This is a genomic window from Kitasatospora sp. NPDC018058, from assembly GCF_044327205.1.
Lineage (GTDB): Bacteria > Actinomycetota > Actinomycetes > Streptomycetales > Streptomycetaceae > Kitasatospora.
In genome coordinates, this window is the sequence record NZ_JBIRFA010000080.1 from 1 (window position 1) to 15,638 (window position 15,638).

Here is a 15,638-nt window from a genome sequence, read left to right on the forward strand (position 1 = left end):
CGTGCCGAGTCGGTTCCGCCGGCCTCGACCGCGCGGGCCATCGCAGCCAGGGCCGCCTCCCGGCTCGCCTGCGGGGGGACGACGAGCAGACTGAAATGATCGCGGTCGCCCCGCGTGATGATCACGGTGTCGTCGCCGACCGGGTACCGGTCGATGTGCACCGACCGGCCGTCGACGACCAGGCGGGCCGGGACGTCGTCCCAGGCTTCCATGTCCAGGCCGACGCTCGCGATGGGGCCGAGGTGTTCGGTCAACGCGCGGACCAGGCCGGGAAGTTCGGCGCTGATGTCCCGTGAATGTGGCCACCACGCTCCGTCGAGCACGCCCTCGCGCGACTGTGTGGTTTCCAGCCGCAACAGGACCGTCCCCGGCTTCGCGGCCTGCCGGAACCGGTCCGGCAGAAGCCCGTAGTGCGAAGCACTGGTTTCGTCCGACATGGCTCGCCACCCATCCGCGGGCGCGGGCCGAGCCCGCTGAGCGAGGGCCGACCCTCAGGGCGCGGCGGCTCGGGCCGCCCCGATATCCCCACGGTACTCCGCCCGCACCGGGCCGATCCGGCCGCTCAGGAGAGCCGCGGCGGGGGTGCGGGGTGTCTCAGCGCCACTCGATCAGGAACAGGGTCGCGTCGTCGCTCGTACGACCGCCCCGCTTCTCCTTCAGGACGTGGGAGAGCGCGCGCACCACGGCCCGTACCCCGGCCTGCGAGCGCTCGACGCGGTTGACCCAGTCGATGAGCTGTTCCTCCCCGAACTGCTCCCCGCCGGCCTCGCGCTCCTCGACCAGGCCGTCGGTGAAGCACAGGACCCGGTCACCGTGCCGCAGCACCCGCTCGCTGATCACCGGCTGTTCGCCGCCGAACCCGACCGGCAGGGTGGTGGCGCTCTCCAGCCGCTCGACGACGACGTGGTCGCGGATCAGCAGCGGCTGAGGATGGCCGGCGTTGACCCACTGCAGGTAGCCGGTTCCGGTGTCCAGGCGCATCATCTGCGCGGTGACGAAGTGGTCGGGCCCGAACTGCTCGGCGACGGCCCGGTCCATGAACGCGTAGATCTCGGCCAGTCCGATGTCGGCGCGCCGGGCGTGCCGGTACGCGCCGATGGCGACGGTCGCCATGGTCGCGGCGTCCAGCCCGTGGCCCATCGCGTCGATCGTGGCCACGTGCAGGAGGTCGTCGTTGAGCGCGTAGTCGAAGCTGTCGCCGGCCACCTGGTAAGCGGGTTCGAGGATGCCGGCCACGGAGACCCGAGGAACGGCCATCGACAGCGGCGGCAGCAGCGACCACTGGATCTCCGCAGCCACGCTCATCGGTTCGAGGCGCCGGGCCTGGAAGATCCGGTCGGTGTAGCCGCTCTTGGTGATCAGCAGATCGGCGACCAGGGCGGCGAGGCGCCGCAGCAGCAGCCGGTCCTCGTCATCGATGGCATCCAGCGTGAGGGCCAGTACCCCCATCTCGTCGCCGCCGTCCAGCAACGGCAGGTACACCCGCACCCCGTCGGCCTGCGGTTCCTCGACGGGGACACCGCGCAGGAAGGCCGCACCCGCGAGGGAGCCGTCGATCGGCACCGGCTCCCCGTCGGCCAACCCCCGCCCCGGAAGCGGCGCCAGCACCACCTGGCCGTAGTCCTGCAGCAGGAGCTCCGGGGCGCGGCCGCCGAACCCGCGCACCGCGTCGGCGATCAGCGGAGCGATCAGCTGGGGCGGCAGCTCGCGGGACTGATCGAGCAGCGCGCCCAGCTGGCGTTCGCCGTGCCCCTCCGACCGGTCCGGTCCCGCTGCTCCGGACGGCCGCTCACCGCTCATCCTTGCTCACCGCCGTCATACTCCCGTCGCGGGCACTCGGCCCCGACTTGATCAATCCCGACAACCCGGCACGATTCGCCGGGGCGGGTCCTTCCATTACGCCCGACGGCAGTGCATCGCGCCCCCGGGTCACGTTTCCCCTCACCCGGTCGCAGTTGGGTCCTTGATCTGCAGGACGACGCGGACGCCATGCGCCGCTATGCCGCCTCCCCCCACCTGCTGGTGCGCCGTAGCGTCGCATGCGCGAAGAACCTGCCGGCGGACGTGGTCGAGCTGCTCGCTCAGGACGAGGACTTCGTCGTACGGCTCTTCCTTGCCGAGAACTGCGCCCAGGCCCCTGCCGAACTACTACTGGAGATGTGGCAGCGCTGGAACGGCTACTCGGCCGCGCGCATGGTGGAGCACCCCAACTTCCCCCGACAGAACACCGTCCACTACGCGGACCACACCCACCCCTCCCTGCGGCAGCTCGCCCTCGACGATCCGGCGTCGACGGCGGAGCTGGTGGAACGGCTCAGCCGGGACACCGACTGGGGCGTCCGCCGGCGCGCGCTACGGGACGAGCGCCTCTCCACCGCGTCCGTCATCCGCCTGCTCGACGACCCTCAGTGGTTCGCCAGAGAAGCCGCAGCGGCCGACCGACGCCTACCCACGCGCGTCCTGTCCGCGCTCCTGCACGACGCCGGCACGGCCGCCTCCGCTGCAGCGAACCTCGCGATCCCCGAAGCCGTGATGCACCATCTCCTCAACCGTGCGCCCTTGACTGCGGATTGAGCGAATGACGCCTCCGGCGCGGCAAGCACGGCATCTCCGCCGGGCTCAGACTGATCCGTCCGAGCCCTCACGGATGAACCATGCGGCAGCGTTTACAGATTGCGATACACGTCGCGGCGGTTGCCGACGGTCATGACCCAGACGATCAGTTGACCGTCCTCGATCGCGTACACAACGCGATAGTCCCCGACCCTGAGACGCCACCTCGAGCTTTGCCCTTGGAGGGCTTTGACATCGAAGGCAGTGGTGTCACCCTCGTCCAGGGCCTTCTGCAGTTCGGTGAGGCGGTAGAGGATCCGCAGAGCGTCGGGCCGGGGAATCCTGAGCATGTCCCGCTGGGCATGCGGCGTGAACCGCGTGACGTAGCCCATGGGTCAGGCGCGGTGGGCGCGGAGCATGGCGGCCATCTCCTCGAGCGATACCGATCCCTCGGAGCCTTCGGCCTCCGCCTCGTCGGCCAACCGATTGAGCCATGCCTCTTCGGCCTGTTCCGCCAACTGGCGCAGATGCTGATACTCGCGAATGTCGATCACTACGGCTTCCTGCTTGCCGCGCCGCGTGATGATCGTCGGGGTCTCGTCCCGACGCGCGCGATCGAGAACGTCCGCAAGGTGACTGCGGACCTCGGCCATGGATTCGATCACCGGCTCGCTCATGCAACAAATGTAGCAGATGTACATCCATGCCGGCTTCGACTACTGCACTCCCCCGGGCGAAAGACGGAAGACACCGCGCCCGGGTGGTTGCAGTTCTGGTTGCATTCACCGCCGTCCACCACCAGCAGCTCAGGACCCCTGTGACCATCCCCGAACGCTGGGGCGAACAGTTGGAAAGCGTCTTGGGGAAACCCCTCACGAGTTCGAATCTCGTATCCTCCGCCTTTGCCCAGCAGGGCAGTTGAAGGCCCCGACCGGTTCTCCGGTCGGGGCCTTCTTCGTACCGTGGTCTCAGTTCCGGTCTCAGTTCGTCGGCACGAAGTGAGCGGCTGCTCCGGACCACCCCAGCGGCACCGAAGCCCCGGAAGAACCCGACCGCTGCCACGCGCATGGTCCCCGCCCGGACGGGTAGCCGCTCGGTTCGAGGAACTGCAACGGGAAGCAGGCGAACCGCCGTGGAGAGCCACCTCGACCCAGCAGCAGTCCACCACCACCGCCATCTGGATTTCACCGCCGGAAGCGGAGCGTCCCCCGTCAGCGAGGGGCGGGCGTTCACCCGTCGAACCCTGTCCGGTTGGCACCTCGCCCCGTCCGTCCTCGGCGACGACGCCCAGCTCATCGCCTCGGAACTGCTCACCAACGCCGCCAGTTACACGGCGGGCCCCACTGGATCTGGACCAGAACGGCCCGCACCTGCGCATCACCGTCACCGACCCCCGTTCTAGCACCGCGCTGCCCGACCCCGGCACACACTGGCCGGCCCGGGTCGGCAGCCACGGTCTGTTCATCGTCAACCGTCTCTCCCTTTGGTTGGGGCGCCCTCCCGAACGACGGCGGCAAGGCCGTCTGGGCCGAACTCCTCGTCCCCCCCAGTCACCGGAGGCCTTGCGAGGACGACCCGACCATCGGCAGGCTGGACCCGGCCGGTCCGCAACAGCCGACAGCCGACATGACACGTGTGGGCCGACCACGACGTATCCGCTCATCACGGGTTCGATCCGGGCATTGCTCAGCCCGTCGCAGCGGCGGCGTCGATACCGTGCGCGTGGCGCTTCCGGCGCGCGAGGCAGGGCCGTGGCAATCCCCCGCGTTTCCTTCGTGATCGATCGGTGGCAGTCTGGTGACACGGAGTGCGTCCGGGGCTGCCGGACTGCGCTCCCGCCGGACGACGTGGCTCAAGGACGTGACTCAAGGCGGTGAAGGTGATCGATGAGCGGCACCCCGTACGCCACGTCCGAGTCCCGGCCTGCGTCCCGTTCGGCCGTCGGACCTGAGGGCGGCTGGGGCAACCGGTTCGAGCGGCCCCCAGGATCCGGCCGGGAAAGCCGATGACGGTCTCCGCGCCCGCGCATTCGACCAGCTCCGTGGCCGGGGCAGTGTCCGCGGCCGCGCTGCCCGTCGCGGACGTGCTGCAGGAGTTCGGCGTGGCCGCCGACCGGGGCCTGCCCGGCGGGGAGGTCGCACAGCGACAGGCGCAGTTCGGCCCGAATGCGGTCGCCTCGCACCGGGCTCGGTTCCTTCCCGTGCTCTGGCACCAGCTGCGCTCCCCGCTGCTCGCTCTGCTGCTGATCGCCGCCGTCGCCTCCTACCTGGTCGGCGAACGCAGTGACGCCGTCATCATCGGTCTGATCGTGGGCGTGTCGGTCGGGCTCGGCTTCGTCAACGAGTACCGGGCGGAGAAGGCAGCCGAGGCCCTGCACTCCCGGATCCGCCACCGGACGGTGGTCATCCGCGACGGGCGCCCCGGCTCGGTGGACGTCACCGAGCTGGTCCCCGGCGACGTGGTCGAGCTGCGCCTGGGGGACATCGTCCCGGCCGACATACGACTGTTCGACGTCGCGGGCCTGGAGTGCGACGAGTCGGCCCTGACCGGCGAATCGCTGCCCGTCGACAAGCACACCGCCCCCGTGCCTGCGGGAACGCCCCTGGCGGAGCTGTCCGGGTGCGCACTGATGGGCACTGTGGTAAGAGCCGGCAGCGGAAGCGGGATCGTGGTGGCCACCGGCGCCCGCACCGAGTTCGGCAGGATCACCGCCGGACTGAGCACGCACCTGCTCGACACCGAGTTCCAGGTCGGGCTGCGCCGCTTCTCCATGCTTCTGGTGTACGTCGCGGGCGCGCTGACCACGTCGATCTTCGTGATCAACGTGGTCCTGCACAAACCGATCATCGACGCACTGCTGTTCTCACTGGCGATCGCGGTCGGCATCACCCCGCAGCTGCTGCCTGCCGTCGTCTCCACCAGCCTCGCCGCCGGATCCCGGCGGATGGGCCGCCGCAAGGTGCTGGTCAAACGGCTGGTGTGCATCGAGGACCTCGGCGACGTCGACGTTCTGTTCACCGACAAGACCGGCACCCTCACGCAGGGCCGCATCCACTACATGCGCGCTGTGCCGGCCGGCGACAACACCCCTGGCACGGTGCTGCGCTGGGGGCTGCTGTGCACCGAGAACACCACACCGGACGGGCAGCCCATCGGCGGGAACCCCCTCGACCAAGCGCTGTGGCAGTCCCCGGCCGCCGTCGGCGAGCGGACCGCACCGGCGGGCTACACCCGGCTGGGGGTACTCCCTTTCGACCACGAGCGCCGCATGGTCACCGTCCTCGTTCGCGACACGGCCGGCCGGGTGACCCTGGTGACCAAGGGGGCACCGGAGAGCGTCCTCGACCGCTGCTCGGACGTGCCGGCCGCAGCCCACGACGCCCTGGCGGCCGAGTTCACCGCCGGCAACCGGGTCGTCGCCGTGGCCACCCGCCCCGCCGACGGCAGCGGCCCGCCGCAGCCCGCGGACGAACACGACCTGCGCCTCCTGGGACTGCTCGTGTTCCTGGACCCGCCCAAACACGACGCCGCCGAAGCCCTGCGCCGGCTGGCCGACCTCGGCATCGCGGTGAAGGTCGTCACCGGCGACAACCCCGCCGTCGCCGCCAAGATCTGCCGCGACCTGGGGCTGGCCGAGGGCGGCGCGCTGACCGGCACCGACCTCGACGCACTCGACGAACCCCAACTCGCCGCAGCCATCGCACACACCACCGTCTTCGCCCGGGTCACCCCGGAGGACAAGGCCCGCATCGTGCACGCCCAACGGCACGGCGGCCGCGGGGTCGCCTTCCTCGGCGACGGCGTCAACGACGCACTCGCCCTGCACGCGGCCGACGTGGGAATCTCGGTCGACTCGGCCACCGACGTCGCCAAGGACGCCGCCGACGTCATCCTGCTGGAAAAGGACCTCAACGTACTCGCCGACGGCGTCGCCGAAGGGCGGAGGATCTTCGCCAACACCATCAAATACGTGCTGATGGGCACCTCCAGCAACTTCGGCAACATGGCCTCCGCCGCCGGCGCCTCGCTGTTCCTGCCCTTCCTGCCGATGCTTCCGTCCCAGATCCTGCTCAACAACCTGCTGTACGACACCAGCCAGCTGGCCATCCCCACCGACAACGTCGATGAGGAGCAGCTCCGCCGCCCCTCGCACTGGGACATCGGCTTCATCCGCCGCTTCATGCTCTACTTCGGTCCGTTCAGCTCGGTCTTCGACTTCCTCACCTTCGGGGTAATGCTCGGGGTCTTCCACTCCGGACCCGAGCAGTTCCGCTCCGGCTGGTTCGTCGAGTCCCTGGCCACCCAGACCCTGGTCATCTTCGCGATCCGCACCCGCCGCATCCCGTTCTTCCGCAGCCATCCCAGCCTGCCGCTCACCCTCGCGGCCCTCGGTGTCGTCACCGTCGGCACGCTCATCCCCGCCACGCCCGTGGCCGCCACACTCGGCTTCCATCCCCTGCCGGGCGCGTTCTTCGCCGCACTCGTCGGCATGGTCGTCGGCTACCTCGCCCTGGTAGAGGTCGGCAAGCGGATCTTCTACGGCGTCGCGCCCGCCGTACCGGGTGCGCCCCGTTACAGCAGTCGCCGCCACCTGCGCCGCCGCGCCGCCTACTTCACCACCGCCAGACGCCGGCACAACCCGTCCTCCGCCGAACCATGACACACGGCCCCCACCCCAGAAAAAAAGGCCGTTCCCCGCATCGCTGCGGGGAACGGCCTTCCGGCCTGCGTAAACGTGGCGCCGACCAGGGCAGCAGGATCTGAATCCACGCCCCCTGACCCCATTCACCCTATGATCTTCCCGCCGAAAAGGCGGACATTTTTTTGATCACGAGCCGCAGAGCCAGGGATCCTGCCTCAGTGATCTGCATATTCGCCTCCTCGCGATCGCCCTGCCGGCAACTCCTACCGGCACCTTCCAGGATACTCCGAATTTCGAGAATTAAAGCAGCCCGCCGTACACATGAGTCAGTATTTGAAAATTCCCCCGCGCGACGTTCGACCAAAATAGCCACCCGAGATTTCTTGCGCCGCACCCCACAGCCACAGGAGACATCCGGCCTTCCAGCCGACCGAGTGGCGCAACGCCCGCACGACACTGACCTGGATGGTCGGCCTGCTCGTCGCGCTGTTCGCGGGCACGATCGCCTGGTGACGACACGAATCCGGCACCACTACGACACGGTCGGCGCGGCGATCGCCCTGCATCCCCATGCCGTCGAAGTCCCCAGCCGTACCATCACACCTCCGAGATCAGGGGCCGGCACAACACGAGGCACCGCACAGACGCTGGGCACCGCGCCCGGAGCGCCGTTCGGGACCACGGCCGAAGCGGAGAGCGAGGAGACTCCCGAGGAGATCCACCCCCTGTCGATCGTGCCGATCGCCGCACTGAACCAGGCCGGCATGCGAGCGCTGGCCTACGCCACCTCGCTCCAGCAGCCCGTCCTCGCGCTCCACGTTCCACGTGTAGGACAGCGGCGGCACCGAGCAACCCGACGCGTCCGACCGCGCACAGCGGCACATCCGTTTCATCGGGCCACCGGGACGGTTCCTCGCCCCCCTGGAAAAGCCGACCCTCGGCAAGGGCGGACGCAACGGATGGTTGACCCCGGGCCGACCAGGGCACGGAGGTGGACACCAGGCCCCGTGGGCGGGCATGGCAGGGCTCCGATGGTGGACCCGGGCTCAATCTTGGACAATCAGGTCATGGCAGGCCTTGAGGCGAACCCCGGAACAGTGCATCTGGCCCATGGGGCGGGATACGTCAGCCCCGGCGTTGCGCTCGGCGAGTCGGTCGGGGGCATCATTCGTATCGACGAGCACGGATGGGTGCACGTCACTCAGAAGGACGGATCTCGGGTGTCGTTCCCGCCGCATGCTGTGGAACGCATCGACTGGGGCGAGCCCGCTTCCCAGTAGGGCTCGGTCAGGTCTGTTTTCGCGTGGGTATGTCGCGGTGACAGGTGGGGCGGGCGCCGGACGGGCGGGGCGTCGGGCGACTGACCGCCGCACCGGTCAGCAGACCGGGCTGATCGGCACGCCCCGCAGCTTCGACCGCGGCGTGCTGGTGATCGGCAAGACCCTCTGCGGGCCAGTGTCGCCACCGTCCAGGGGCCGATCACGCTGGCGCTCGCCCCCCTGATCAGCGTGCGGCTCACTCCGCTGCTGGTGCGTGGCGATCCGGTACGGCGGCCGCCTGTCATCACCGTCTCCAGCAGCGGCTGCCCTCCCCGTGGCGCGGGCTCGTCCCGCAGCGCGGCAATGTCCGCGCGACCGGGTAGCCGGTAGACCTGCTCGGCGCCGGGCACGCTCACCTTCGCCGCGGAGAACGGCCCGCTACTGCGGCCACCCAGCGTGCCCCTCGGGCCTCCCCTGGCCGTCCGGCTCCCAGACATCGGCAACGACACGCACGGCACGCGTCGGCCCCGCATCGTCCTGGCCTTGCTTCAGAGCCCTGCCGACCAGGAAGTCGGCGTACTCCTGAGCGGACCCGTCGAAATGGTCCGTGTACGGCAGAGCTGGCTGCGTGACCGTTTCGTTGCCCTCTGCCGAGAGCACGCGCACTCGCCATCTGTATCTCGCCATGGCAGCCTCCGTCGGATTCATGCCTCGTCTCGACCGTATGACAATCGCGCCGAGGTGGCTCGACGGGCGACGGTGGTGGCAGGTGCCTGCCAATCTCCCACCGTGCCGCCTCGTAAGGGCGCCAGCGGGGTGAAGTAGACGGCCTCCGGCTCGAGCCGGTCCAGCAACGAATCGGGGACCTTCGGCAGCTTGCCGCTCCCAACGGCCCCGTTCAGTGCCTCTCCGAAAACGTGCGTGTCCGGGCGGACCCTGCGCATCATCCGCATCGCGCTCACTCCTCGTGCCCACCGTGTCCTGCGCTTGCCGAGAGCCGCGGCGGCGTCAAGTCAGCCTCGCAAGGCTGTGAACGCAGCCGCAACATCTCCTCCTCGGGACGGGGCGCCAGGTGAACGGACTCACCCGCCGCCCTGCGGCTGACCTGCTGCTGCCATCGACGACTCCGCCCGGATCGACCTACACCCCGTGGAAGTAGGCCGCTGCCAGCCAACATGTACCTGATCACCCACTCGGCGCCTGGCTGGCGACTTGGCGGTCACCGCGCCGACCGGACCGGGCGGTGCGGCTGGTGCCATGCGGCCCGTGCGACGGTTCTAAATGGATTGTCGGTAGCCGAAGAATTCATGGTCCTCGTTGTATCCGCCGTGACCGCCCCCGATCTCGGTGAAGTCTGCGACGAATTCGATCCCGCTGATCCACTTGACCTGCTTGAAGCCCAACTGCACCTCGTTGCGCAGCCGCAGTGGAGCGCCGTGCCCGTACGACAGCGGTTCACCGTTCATGTCGTAGGCGAGCATCGTGAGGTGGTGGTTCATCTGCTCGATGGGGTGAGCGTCGTAGTACCGGCCCTTGTCCGGGCCGTCGCCGAGGGAGTAGAAGACGACCCACTTCGCCCCGGGTTGGGGTCTGACCAGGTCCGTGATGGTGCGCATCGAGACGCCACCCCATTTGGCGATGCCGGACCATCCTTGGATGCAGAAGTGCTGGGTGATCTGCTCGTGGTGGGGCATCGCGCGCAGTTGCCGCAGATCCAGTGCGACCGGGTTGTCGACCAGGCCGCCGATCTGCAGCCGGTAGTCGGCGAAGTCGCCGTCGAACAGTGCCCGGTACTCCGCCGAGTCCGGGTATTGCCCGTTGTGCCAGAAGTAGGGGGAGACGTCCTTCTCGGTGTACTCGCCGGGCGTGGCGTCCACATGCTCGAACAGGCGCTGCGCCGGGCCGATCAGCGCGTGGCCGAGCCGCTGCACGACGCGTGGGTGCTGCAATGTGAACGGGGTGGCCGCGACCCAGCCCACGACGACGACCACCATGGAGGCCGTGAAGACCCCGAAGCCGATCCAGCTGTCACCGCCCCGTGCGGCGTACAGGTGGTTGAGGTTGCGTAGCAGCCCGGTGGTGAACACCAGGGTCACGTGGATGACGGTGAAGAGCGCGAACCACATCAGCACGAGGAAGGTGGATGAACCGCTGCACCGAAGGGATGTGACGCAGGCCCTGTGCGGCCGCAACCGCGGTGATCAGGACGGCGAGCCCGATGGGCTGGAGCCACAGCAGGTTGAACCACCTGCCGCGGCCGACACGCACCCGAGGCGCGATACCGTGAGCTTGCGGCACGGAGCCGGCCCAGGTACTGGGGTCAATGGCGTCCTCGCCTGTCGTCAGTTGTGCTCTGTAGCGCCGCACAGCCTCGGGCGAGACGGTCGTCTGCGGCGGAGACGGCAGGTCGGCGGGCTCCGGGCGGTCGGTGTTGTCAGCCATCGATCATTTCCACCTGCTCTTCCGTCGTGGAGGGGATGCCGAGGAGACGCCGTAGGAGCCGCTGGTGGCCAGGTGGCGTCGGGCACGTCGAGGCCGGGCTGGTGACCAGGATCACCCCGGTCGTCGTCCTCGTGGCGGAAGGCACGGCGGCGGACCGGTAGACGGTCGCAGGCTCCAGGTCGGGCAGAGTGGGCAGCAGCAGTCGCTGGAACTGCTCAGTGCTGGCGCGCAGCTGCCCGCTCAGACGTCCACACGTGGGCGGAGCAGGTCGTCGAGGCCGATGCGCTGGTAGAAGGCGGTGCGCACGAGGTCGCCGACGCGGTTGACGGTCTCGGCGCCGTCGTCCACCGGGTCGATGTGGACGCGGAAGGGCCGCTGCCCCTTGGGGGTGTCGACGACGTGCACGATCGCGGCGGCGACCTCGGCGGGGTCCGCGTCCGGCGGGGTGATCTCGGCGAGGCGGGCGCCGACCTGCTCCGACAGGCCGGCGTAGCGGGTCTCGTAGGTCTGGGCGGCGGTGGTGTCGGCGGGGCGGCCGGAGTGGGCGAAGTGGTTGGTGCCGGAGGTGAAGGCGCCGGGGACGACGATGGTGGTGTCGATGCCGAAGCGGGCGACCTCGGCGGCGTAGGTGACGGCGAGGGAGTCCATGGCGGCCTTCGCGGCGAAGTAGGGGCCGAGGTAGGGCGGGGTGCCGCCGTGGGTGCTGGTCGAGCCGACCCAGACGAGCAGGCCGTCGCCCTGCCGGCGCAGGTGGGGCAGGACGGCGCGGTTGACGCGCTGGGTGGAGGCCGCATTGACGTCGAAGACCTCGTGCAGCTGTTCCGGGGTGAAGGCTTCCAGGGGGCCGAGGACCATGTGGCCGGCGTTGTGCACGACCACGTCGATCCGGCCGGACTCGGCGACGATCGCGGCGACGGCCGCGTCCACGGACGCCTGGTCGCTGACGTCGAGTTCGATGCCGCGCAGGTCGACGCCGTGGCCGTGGGCGTAGCGGGCGGTCTCGGCGACGGCGGGACGGTTGCGGTCGGTGGTCTGGCGGATGCCGGCGTAGACGCGGTGGCCCGCGTCGGCGAGGGCGCGCACGGTCTTGGCGCCGAAGCCGCTGGAGGCGCCGGTGACGAGAACGACCTTGGACATGATGGTCACATTCCTTTCGGTGGCTGTCGGGGAGCGAGGGGTGGTCGACCGGCCGTCAGATGACGCCGCCGTTGGCGTAGAGGACCTGTCCGTTGACCCAGCGGGCCGGACCGGCCAGGAAGGAGACGACCTCGGCGATGTCATCCGGGGTACCCAGGCGCTCCAGCGGCGACATGTGCGTCAACTGCTCGACGACGGCGTCCGGCTTGCCCTCCAGGAACAGCGGGGTCGCGGTCGGGCCGGGGGCGACGGCGTTGACGGTGACGTCGCGGCCCCGAAGCTCCTTGGCGAGGATCAGCGTCATGGCGTCGACGGCGCCCTTGGTCGCGGCGTAGGCGGCGTAGTTCGGCAGTGCGATCTTCGTGACCGAGCTGGAGAAGTTGACGATCGCGCCCCCGCGGCGGACCCGCCGGGCCGCCTGCTGCCCAACGACGAAGGTGCCGCGCACGTTGATGCGGTGCATCCGGTCGAAGCCGGCGAGGTCGAGCTCGGCCAGCGGGGCGAGCAGCATGATCCCGGCCGCGTGCACCACGACGTCGACGCCCCCGAAGCGCTCCTCGGCCGCGTCGAAGAGCGCGGCGACCTCGGCCTCGTCGGCGACGTCCGCCTTGACGGCCACGGCGATGCCACCCGCCTTCTCGATCGCCCCGACCGTCTCCTCGGCGGACTGCGGGTTGCCCGCGTAGGAGACGACGACGGTCAGGCCGTCGGCGGCGAGGCGCTCGGCGGCGACCCGGCCGATGCCGCCGGATCCGCCGGTGACGACGGCGACGCGCGGCGTGGCGGTGCTGGTGGTGGAGGCGGTCATGACAGGACTCCTTCTGGCTGCCGGATGCGGTCCGGCCCGGCCGCCCTAATGGACGATGCGTCCATATTAGCCACATGTAGACGCCGCGTCCATATAAGCTGGGGAGGTCACATCCAACCGGCCCGAGGAGACAGCGGTGACCAGGGCATCGACACCGAGTTCGAGCGGCAGCTCCGCACCGGAGGCGATCGCGCCCGTACGGCGCGGCCGGGGCCGACGCCCGGCCGACGAAGTGCGCCGCGACATCCTCGCCGCCGCCGGCACGCTGCTGCTCGACGAGGGCATGGCGAGCTTCACGATCGAACGGGTGGCCGCGACCGCGGGCGTCAGCAAGATGTCGATCTACAAGTGGTGGCCCTCGAAGGGAGCCCTCGCCCTCGACGGCTACTTCACCGCGGTCCAGAACACCCTCGCCTTCCCCGACACCGGCGACATCGAGGCGGACCTGCTCAACCAGCTGCGCGCCTTCGTCCACCTCACCGTGGAAACCCCGGCCGGCCGGATCGTCGCCGAACTGGTCGGCCAGGCGCAGACCGACCCGGACCTGGCGGCCGCCTTCCGCGAGCACTACTCAGGACCGCGCCGCCGCCTGGCCGTCGAGGTCCTCGAGCGCGCCCAGCGACGCGGCCAGCTACGGTCCGACGTGGACCCGCGCATCGTCGTCGACCAGCTCTGGGGCGCCTGCTACCACCGGCTGCTGATCCCCGACGAGCCCGTCACCGAAGAGTTCACGGCCGGGCTCGTCACCAACCTGATGCGCGGCCTGCGCCCGTAGGCGGCGACCCCGCGGATAACCAGTCGCCGACTGGACGCACGCAGGCGCACGGCTTGGCGCTGATCACCGCCGGATGTGGCACACGCTTTGGGTCCTGCGGATCGGACCAGGGTCCGGTCGCCCCCTGCTGGACGGGACGGTCGTGAGTAGCGTGGGAATCGGCCTGCGGGACGAGCGAAGGAGCTCGGCCGGAGCGGTGTCGGATGGCAACTGCGTCGTCCGGGGTTGTACTGGGTCGGGCTGGGGCCGGAGGGTCGGCGGACCCCGGACGGCGACCCTCCGTTGCCTGATCCGGCAATGCCTGCGGAGTCGGGCCGATGATGTCAGGATGTGCACGATGAAGACGAGGGGCGCTCCCCAGCCGTGAAACGCTTCTCAGTCCGGCGTCTTAGGGGCAGGTGAGGACGCTACCGGCCCTGCTGTACGGCTGCTTCCCGGCGGGCGACGCGCCTCGGCGGGTGTGCTGGACGGGAGCCGCGATCATGGGCGCGCCGTTGCTGATGGTGAGATCCCCGTGTGCCCGGGGCGGGCCCTGGGTGACAGTGGCTGCGGCGGTGGGGCTGCTCGGGGCCCTCGCCTACAGTTCGTTTCCGCTGCAGTGGGTGGTGGGCTGGCCGCTGGGCTTGCCGCCGTGATCGCCCTCGCTGTCTGCGCGACCGCGACGGCGAGTACGGCCAATCCTTCGACGCCGCCTTCGAGACCGAGGAAATGAACATCCTCAAGAGCGCGCCGCAGGATCCTCGGATGAACGCCCACTGCGAGCGGGGCATCGGCAGCATCCGCCGCGAGGCCCTCGACCACGTCCTCATCATGACCGAGACCCACGCCCGGCACGTCCTGGCCGTCCACCAACAGCACCACAACGAACACCGACCACACCGGGCCCGCAACCAACTACCGCCCACAGCCGACCAGCAGCCCATCACCGACACGAGCTCGAAGGCCGCAGACTTCTGCGCACCCACATCCTCGGCGGTGTCATCAACGCGTGCCGCTATGCGGCTTGACCCGCAGCGACGACTTTCCGATCCCCACAGGCTCCGGGGAAATACTCGCCCTCGTCGCGCCGCGCCTTCGACAAAGGCACCTGCGGCTGCCTCACCATCGACCGACTCATCCGGCGCTTGGGCAGCCGCTGGACCTGTCGACGCGCACTTGATCGGTGGCGAAAGCGTCAAGTGCGAACCCCCAGCCGAGATCTGCGATCACGGCGAGCAACCACCGAACCCGTGCCAGTGATCTAAAGAACGGATATATAGGCAGAACAGGTGCACATGGTCATCAACTCGCGACGCCGAGCGGCCTCCAGCCCCGCCGTCGAACCGCAAAACCGTGAGACGAATGTGAGAGGCAGGCCCCGGAGCATGCCGAGGGCCGCTTTCTCGCGAACGAGAAAACGGCCTCTGACCTGCGACATTACTGTCGGGACGACAGGATTTGAACCTGCGACCCCTTGACCCCCAGGGTCGAAAGGTCGTGACGGCCCGTCCGTTCAGTCCAGAACCCGCAGGTCAGGGCCTACCTCGTCGACCACACATGACGCCCGATGACACCTCATGACACCCAGTCCGTGAGAGGCGCGTGAGAGGCAGTAGACAACCGGGGCTTCGACGGTGACTTGCCTCACAACCTCATTGCAGGACTCGCTCCGCCCGCGATCACCTGCTGCACACCTCCCCGCAGCATGGTCTGGAGGACCGGTGGCCGTCGTCCCCTGCAGGCTACTGCGCCTCGGCCGCCCCAGTACTGGACGCTCACCGCACAACTGCGCGGCGACGCCGGACCATCCGGTGGACCCGATCTGGGCACTGCCTACGGACAACTGCTCACGGAACTGCTGACCGAAGCCGGGCGTTCGACCCCGTCTTCACCGCCGAGGGCATCGAAACCGCCCCCACCCATCCGCGCCCACGGATGAACTCGATCACGCCTACTGACGGGCGCCCTTGACTGTGGGCTGTGTCTTCTGGTTGTAGATCTCCTTGCCGTCCGCGTTGTAGGCGTGGGCGTAGGGGGCCGGGG

The 15,638-nt window shown here is 69.4% G+C and carries 13 protein-coding genes; 5 read left to right on the forward strand and 8 right to left on the reverse strand.

Annotated elements, in window-relative coordinates:
* Both ACH4E7_RS43540 and ACH4E7_RS43545 read right to left on the reverse strand, forming a co-directional pair.
* A partial coding sequence (locus ACH4E7_RS43540; RefSeq protein ID WP_396254762.1) for a DUF5994 family protein occupies window positions 1-437 on the reverse strand: 437 nt, incomplete at its 3' end.
* 157 nt (window positions 438-594) lie between these two features.
* Window positions 595-1,800, reverse strand: a complete 1,206-nt coding sequence (locus ACH4E7_RS43545; protein ID WP_396254763.1) for a PP2C family protein-serine/threonine phosphatase — start codon at window positions 1,798-1,800, stop codon at window positions 595-597.
* A 189-nt stretch (window positions 1,801-1,989) separates the two neighbouring features.
* On the opposite strand from ACH4E7_RS43545, the gene ACH4E7_RS43550 reads away from it, so the two are divergent.
* A complete protein-coding gene (locus ACH4E7_RS43550; protein ID WP_396254764.1) occupies window positions 1,990-2,574 on the forward strand; it encodes a hypothetical protein in 585 nt (194 codons plus the stop codon).
* 92 nt (window positions 2,575-2,666) lie between these two features.
* Here the strand turns inward: ACH4E7_RS43550 and ACH4E7_RS43555 are convergent, their stop codons facing one another.
* Both ACH4E7_RS43555 and ACH4E7_RS43560 read right to left on the reverse strand, forming a co-directional pair.
* On the reverse strand, window positions 2,667-2,945 hold the full coding sequence (locus ACH4E7_RS43555) for a type II toxin-antitoxin system RelE/ParE family toxin (RefSeq protein WP_396254765.1): 279 nt from the start codon (window positions 2,943-2,945) through the stop codon (window positions 2,667-2,669).
* Between the two features lie 3 nt (window positions 2,946-2,948).
* A complete protein-coding gene (locus ACH4E7_RS43560; protein WP_396254766.1) occupies window positions 2,949-3,230 on the reverse strand; it encodes a type II toxin-antitoxin system Phd/YefM family antitoxin in 282 nt (93 codons plus the stop codon).
* Window positions 3,231-4,558: 1,328 nt separating this feature from the next.
* Here ACH4E7_RS43560 and mgtA point away from each other — a divergent pair.
* On the forward strand, window positions 4,559-7,213 hold the full coding sequence (gene mgtA, locus ACH4E7_RS43565) for a magnesium-translocating P-type ATPase (protein WP_396254767.1): 2,655 nt from the start codon (window positions 4,559-4,561) through the stop codon (window positions 7,211-7,213).
* A gap of 308 nt (window positions 7,214-7,521) precedes the next feature.
* Here the strand turns inward: mgtA and ACH4E7_RS43570 are convergent, their stop codons facing one another.
* A complete protein-coding gene (locus ACH4E7_RS43570) occupies window positions 7,522-7,767 on the reverse strand; it encodes a hypothetical protein (RefSeq protein WP_396254768.1) in 246 nt (81 codons plus the stop codon).
* A 495-nt stretch (window positions 7,768-8,262) separates the two neighbouring features.
* Here ACH4E7_RS43570 and ACH4E7_RS43575 point away from each other — a divergent pair, with 495 nt between their 5' ends.
* Window positions 8,263-8,475: a hypothetical protein gene (locus tag ACH4E7_RS43575; RefSeq protein WP_396254769.1), complete on the forward strand. Its 213-nt coding sequence runs from the start codon at window positions 8,263-8,265 to the stop codon at window positions 8,473-8,475.
* Window positions 8,476-9,731: 1,256 nt separating this feature from the next.
* Here ACH4E7_RS43575 and ACH4E7_RS43580 read toward each other — a convergent pair.
* The 3 genes from ACH4E7_RS43580 to ACH4E7_RS43590 all read right to left on the reverse strand — a co-directional run bounded on the left by ACH4E7_RS43580 (window position 9,732) and on the right by ACH4E7_RS43590 (window position 12,841).
* Window positions 9,732-10,580, reverse strand: a complete 849-nt coding sequence (locus ACH4E7_RS43580) for a molybdopterin-dependent oxidoreductase (protein WP_396254770.1) — start codon at window positions 10,578-10,580, stop codon at window positions 9,732-9,734.
* A gap of 556 nt (window positions 10,581-11,136) precedes the next feature.
* Window positions 11,137-12,033: an SDR family oxidoreductase gene (locus ACH4E7_RS43585; RefSeq protein ID WP_396254771.1), complete on the reverse strand. Its 897-nt coding sequence runs from the start codon at window positions 12,031-12,033 to the stop codon at window positions 11,137-11,139.
* Between the two features lie 55 nt (window positions 12,034-12,088).
* Entirely contained in the window at window positions 12,089-12,841 is a 753-nt protein-coding gene (locus tag ACH4E7_RS43590; RefSeq protein WP_396254772.1) for an SDR family oxidoreductase, read from the reverse strand.
* Between the two features lie 136 nt (window positions 12,842-12,977).
* Between ACH4E7_RS43590 and ACH4E7_RS43595 the strand changes: the two genes are divergently transcribed.
* Together ACH4E7_RS43595 and ACH4E7_RS43600 are read left to right on the forward strand one after the other, a co-directional pair.
* Window positions 12,978-13,616: a TetR/AcrR family transcriptional regulator gene (locus tag ACH4E7_RS43595; RefSeq protein WP_396254773.1), complete on the forward strand. Its 639-nt coding sequence runs from the start codon at window positions 12,978-12,980 to the stop codon at window positions 13,614-13,616.
* Window positions 13,617-14,360: 744 nt separating this feature from the next.
* Window positions 14,361-14,855 (forward strand): integrase core domain-containing protein, encoded by a 495-nt coding sequence (locus ACH4E7_RS43600; RefSeq protein WP_396254774.1) that lies wholly within the window; start codon window positions 14,361-14,363, stop codon window positions 14,853-14,855.
* Window positions 14,856-15,638: the final 783 nt, after the last annotated feature.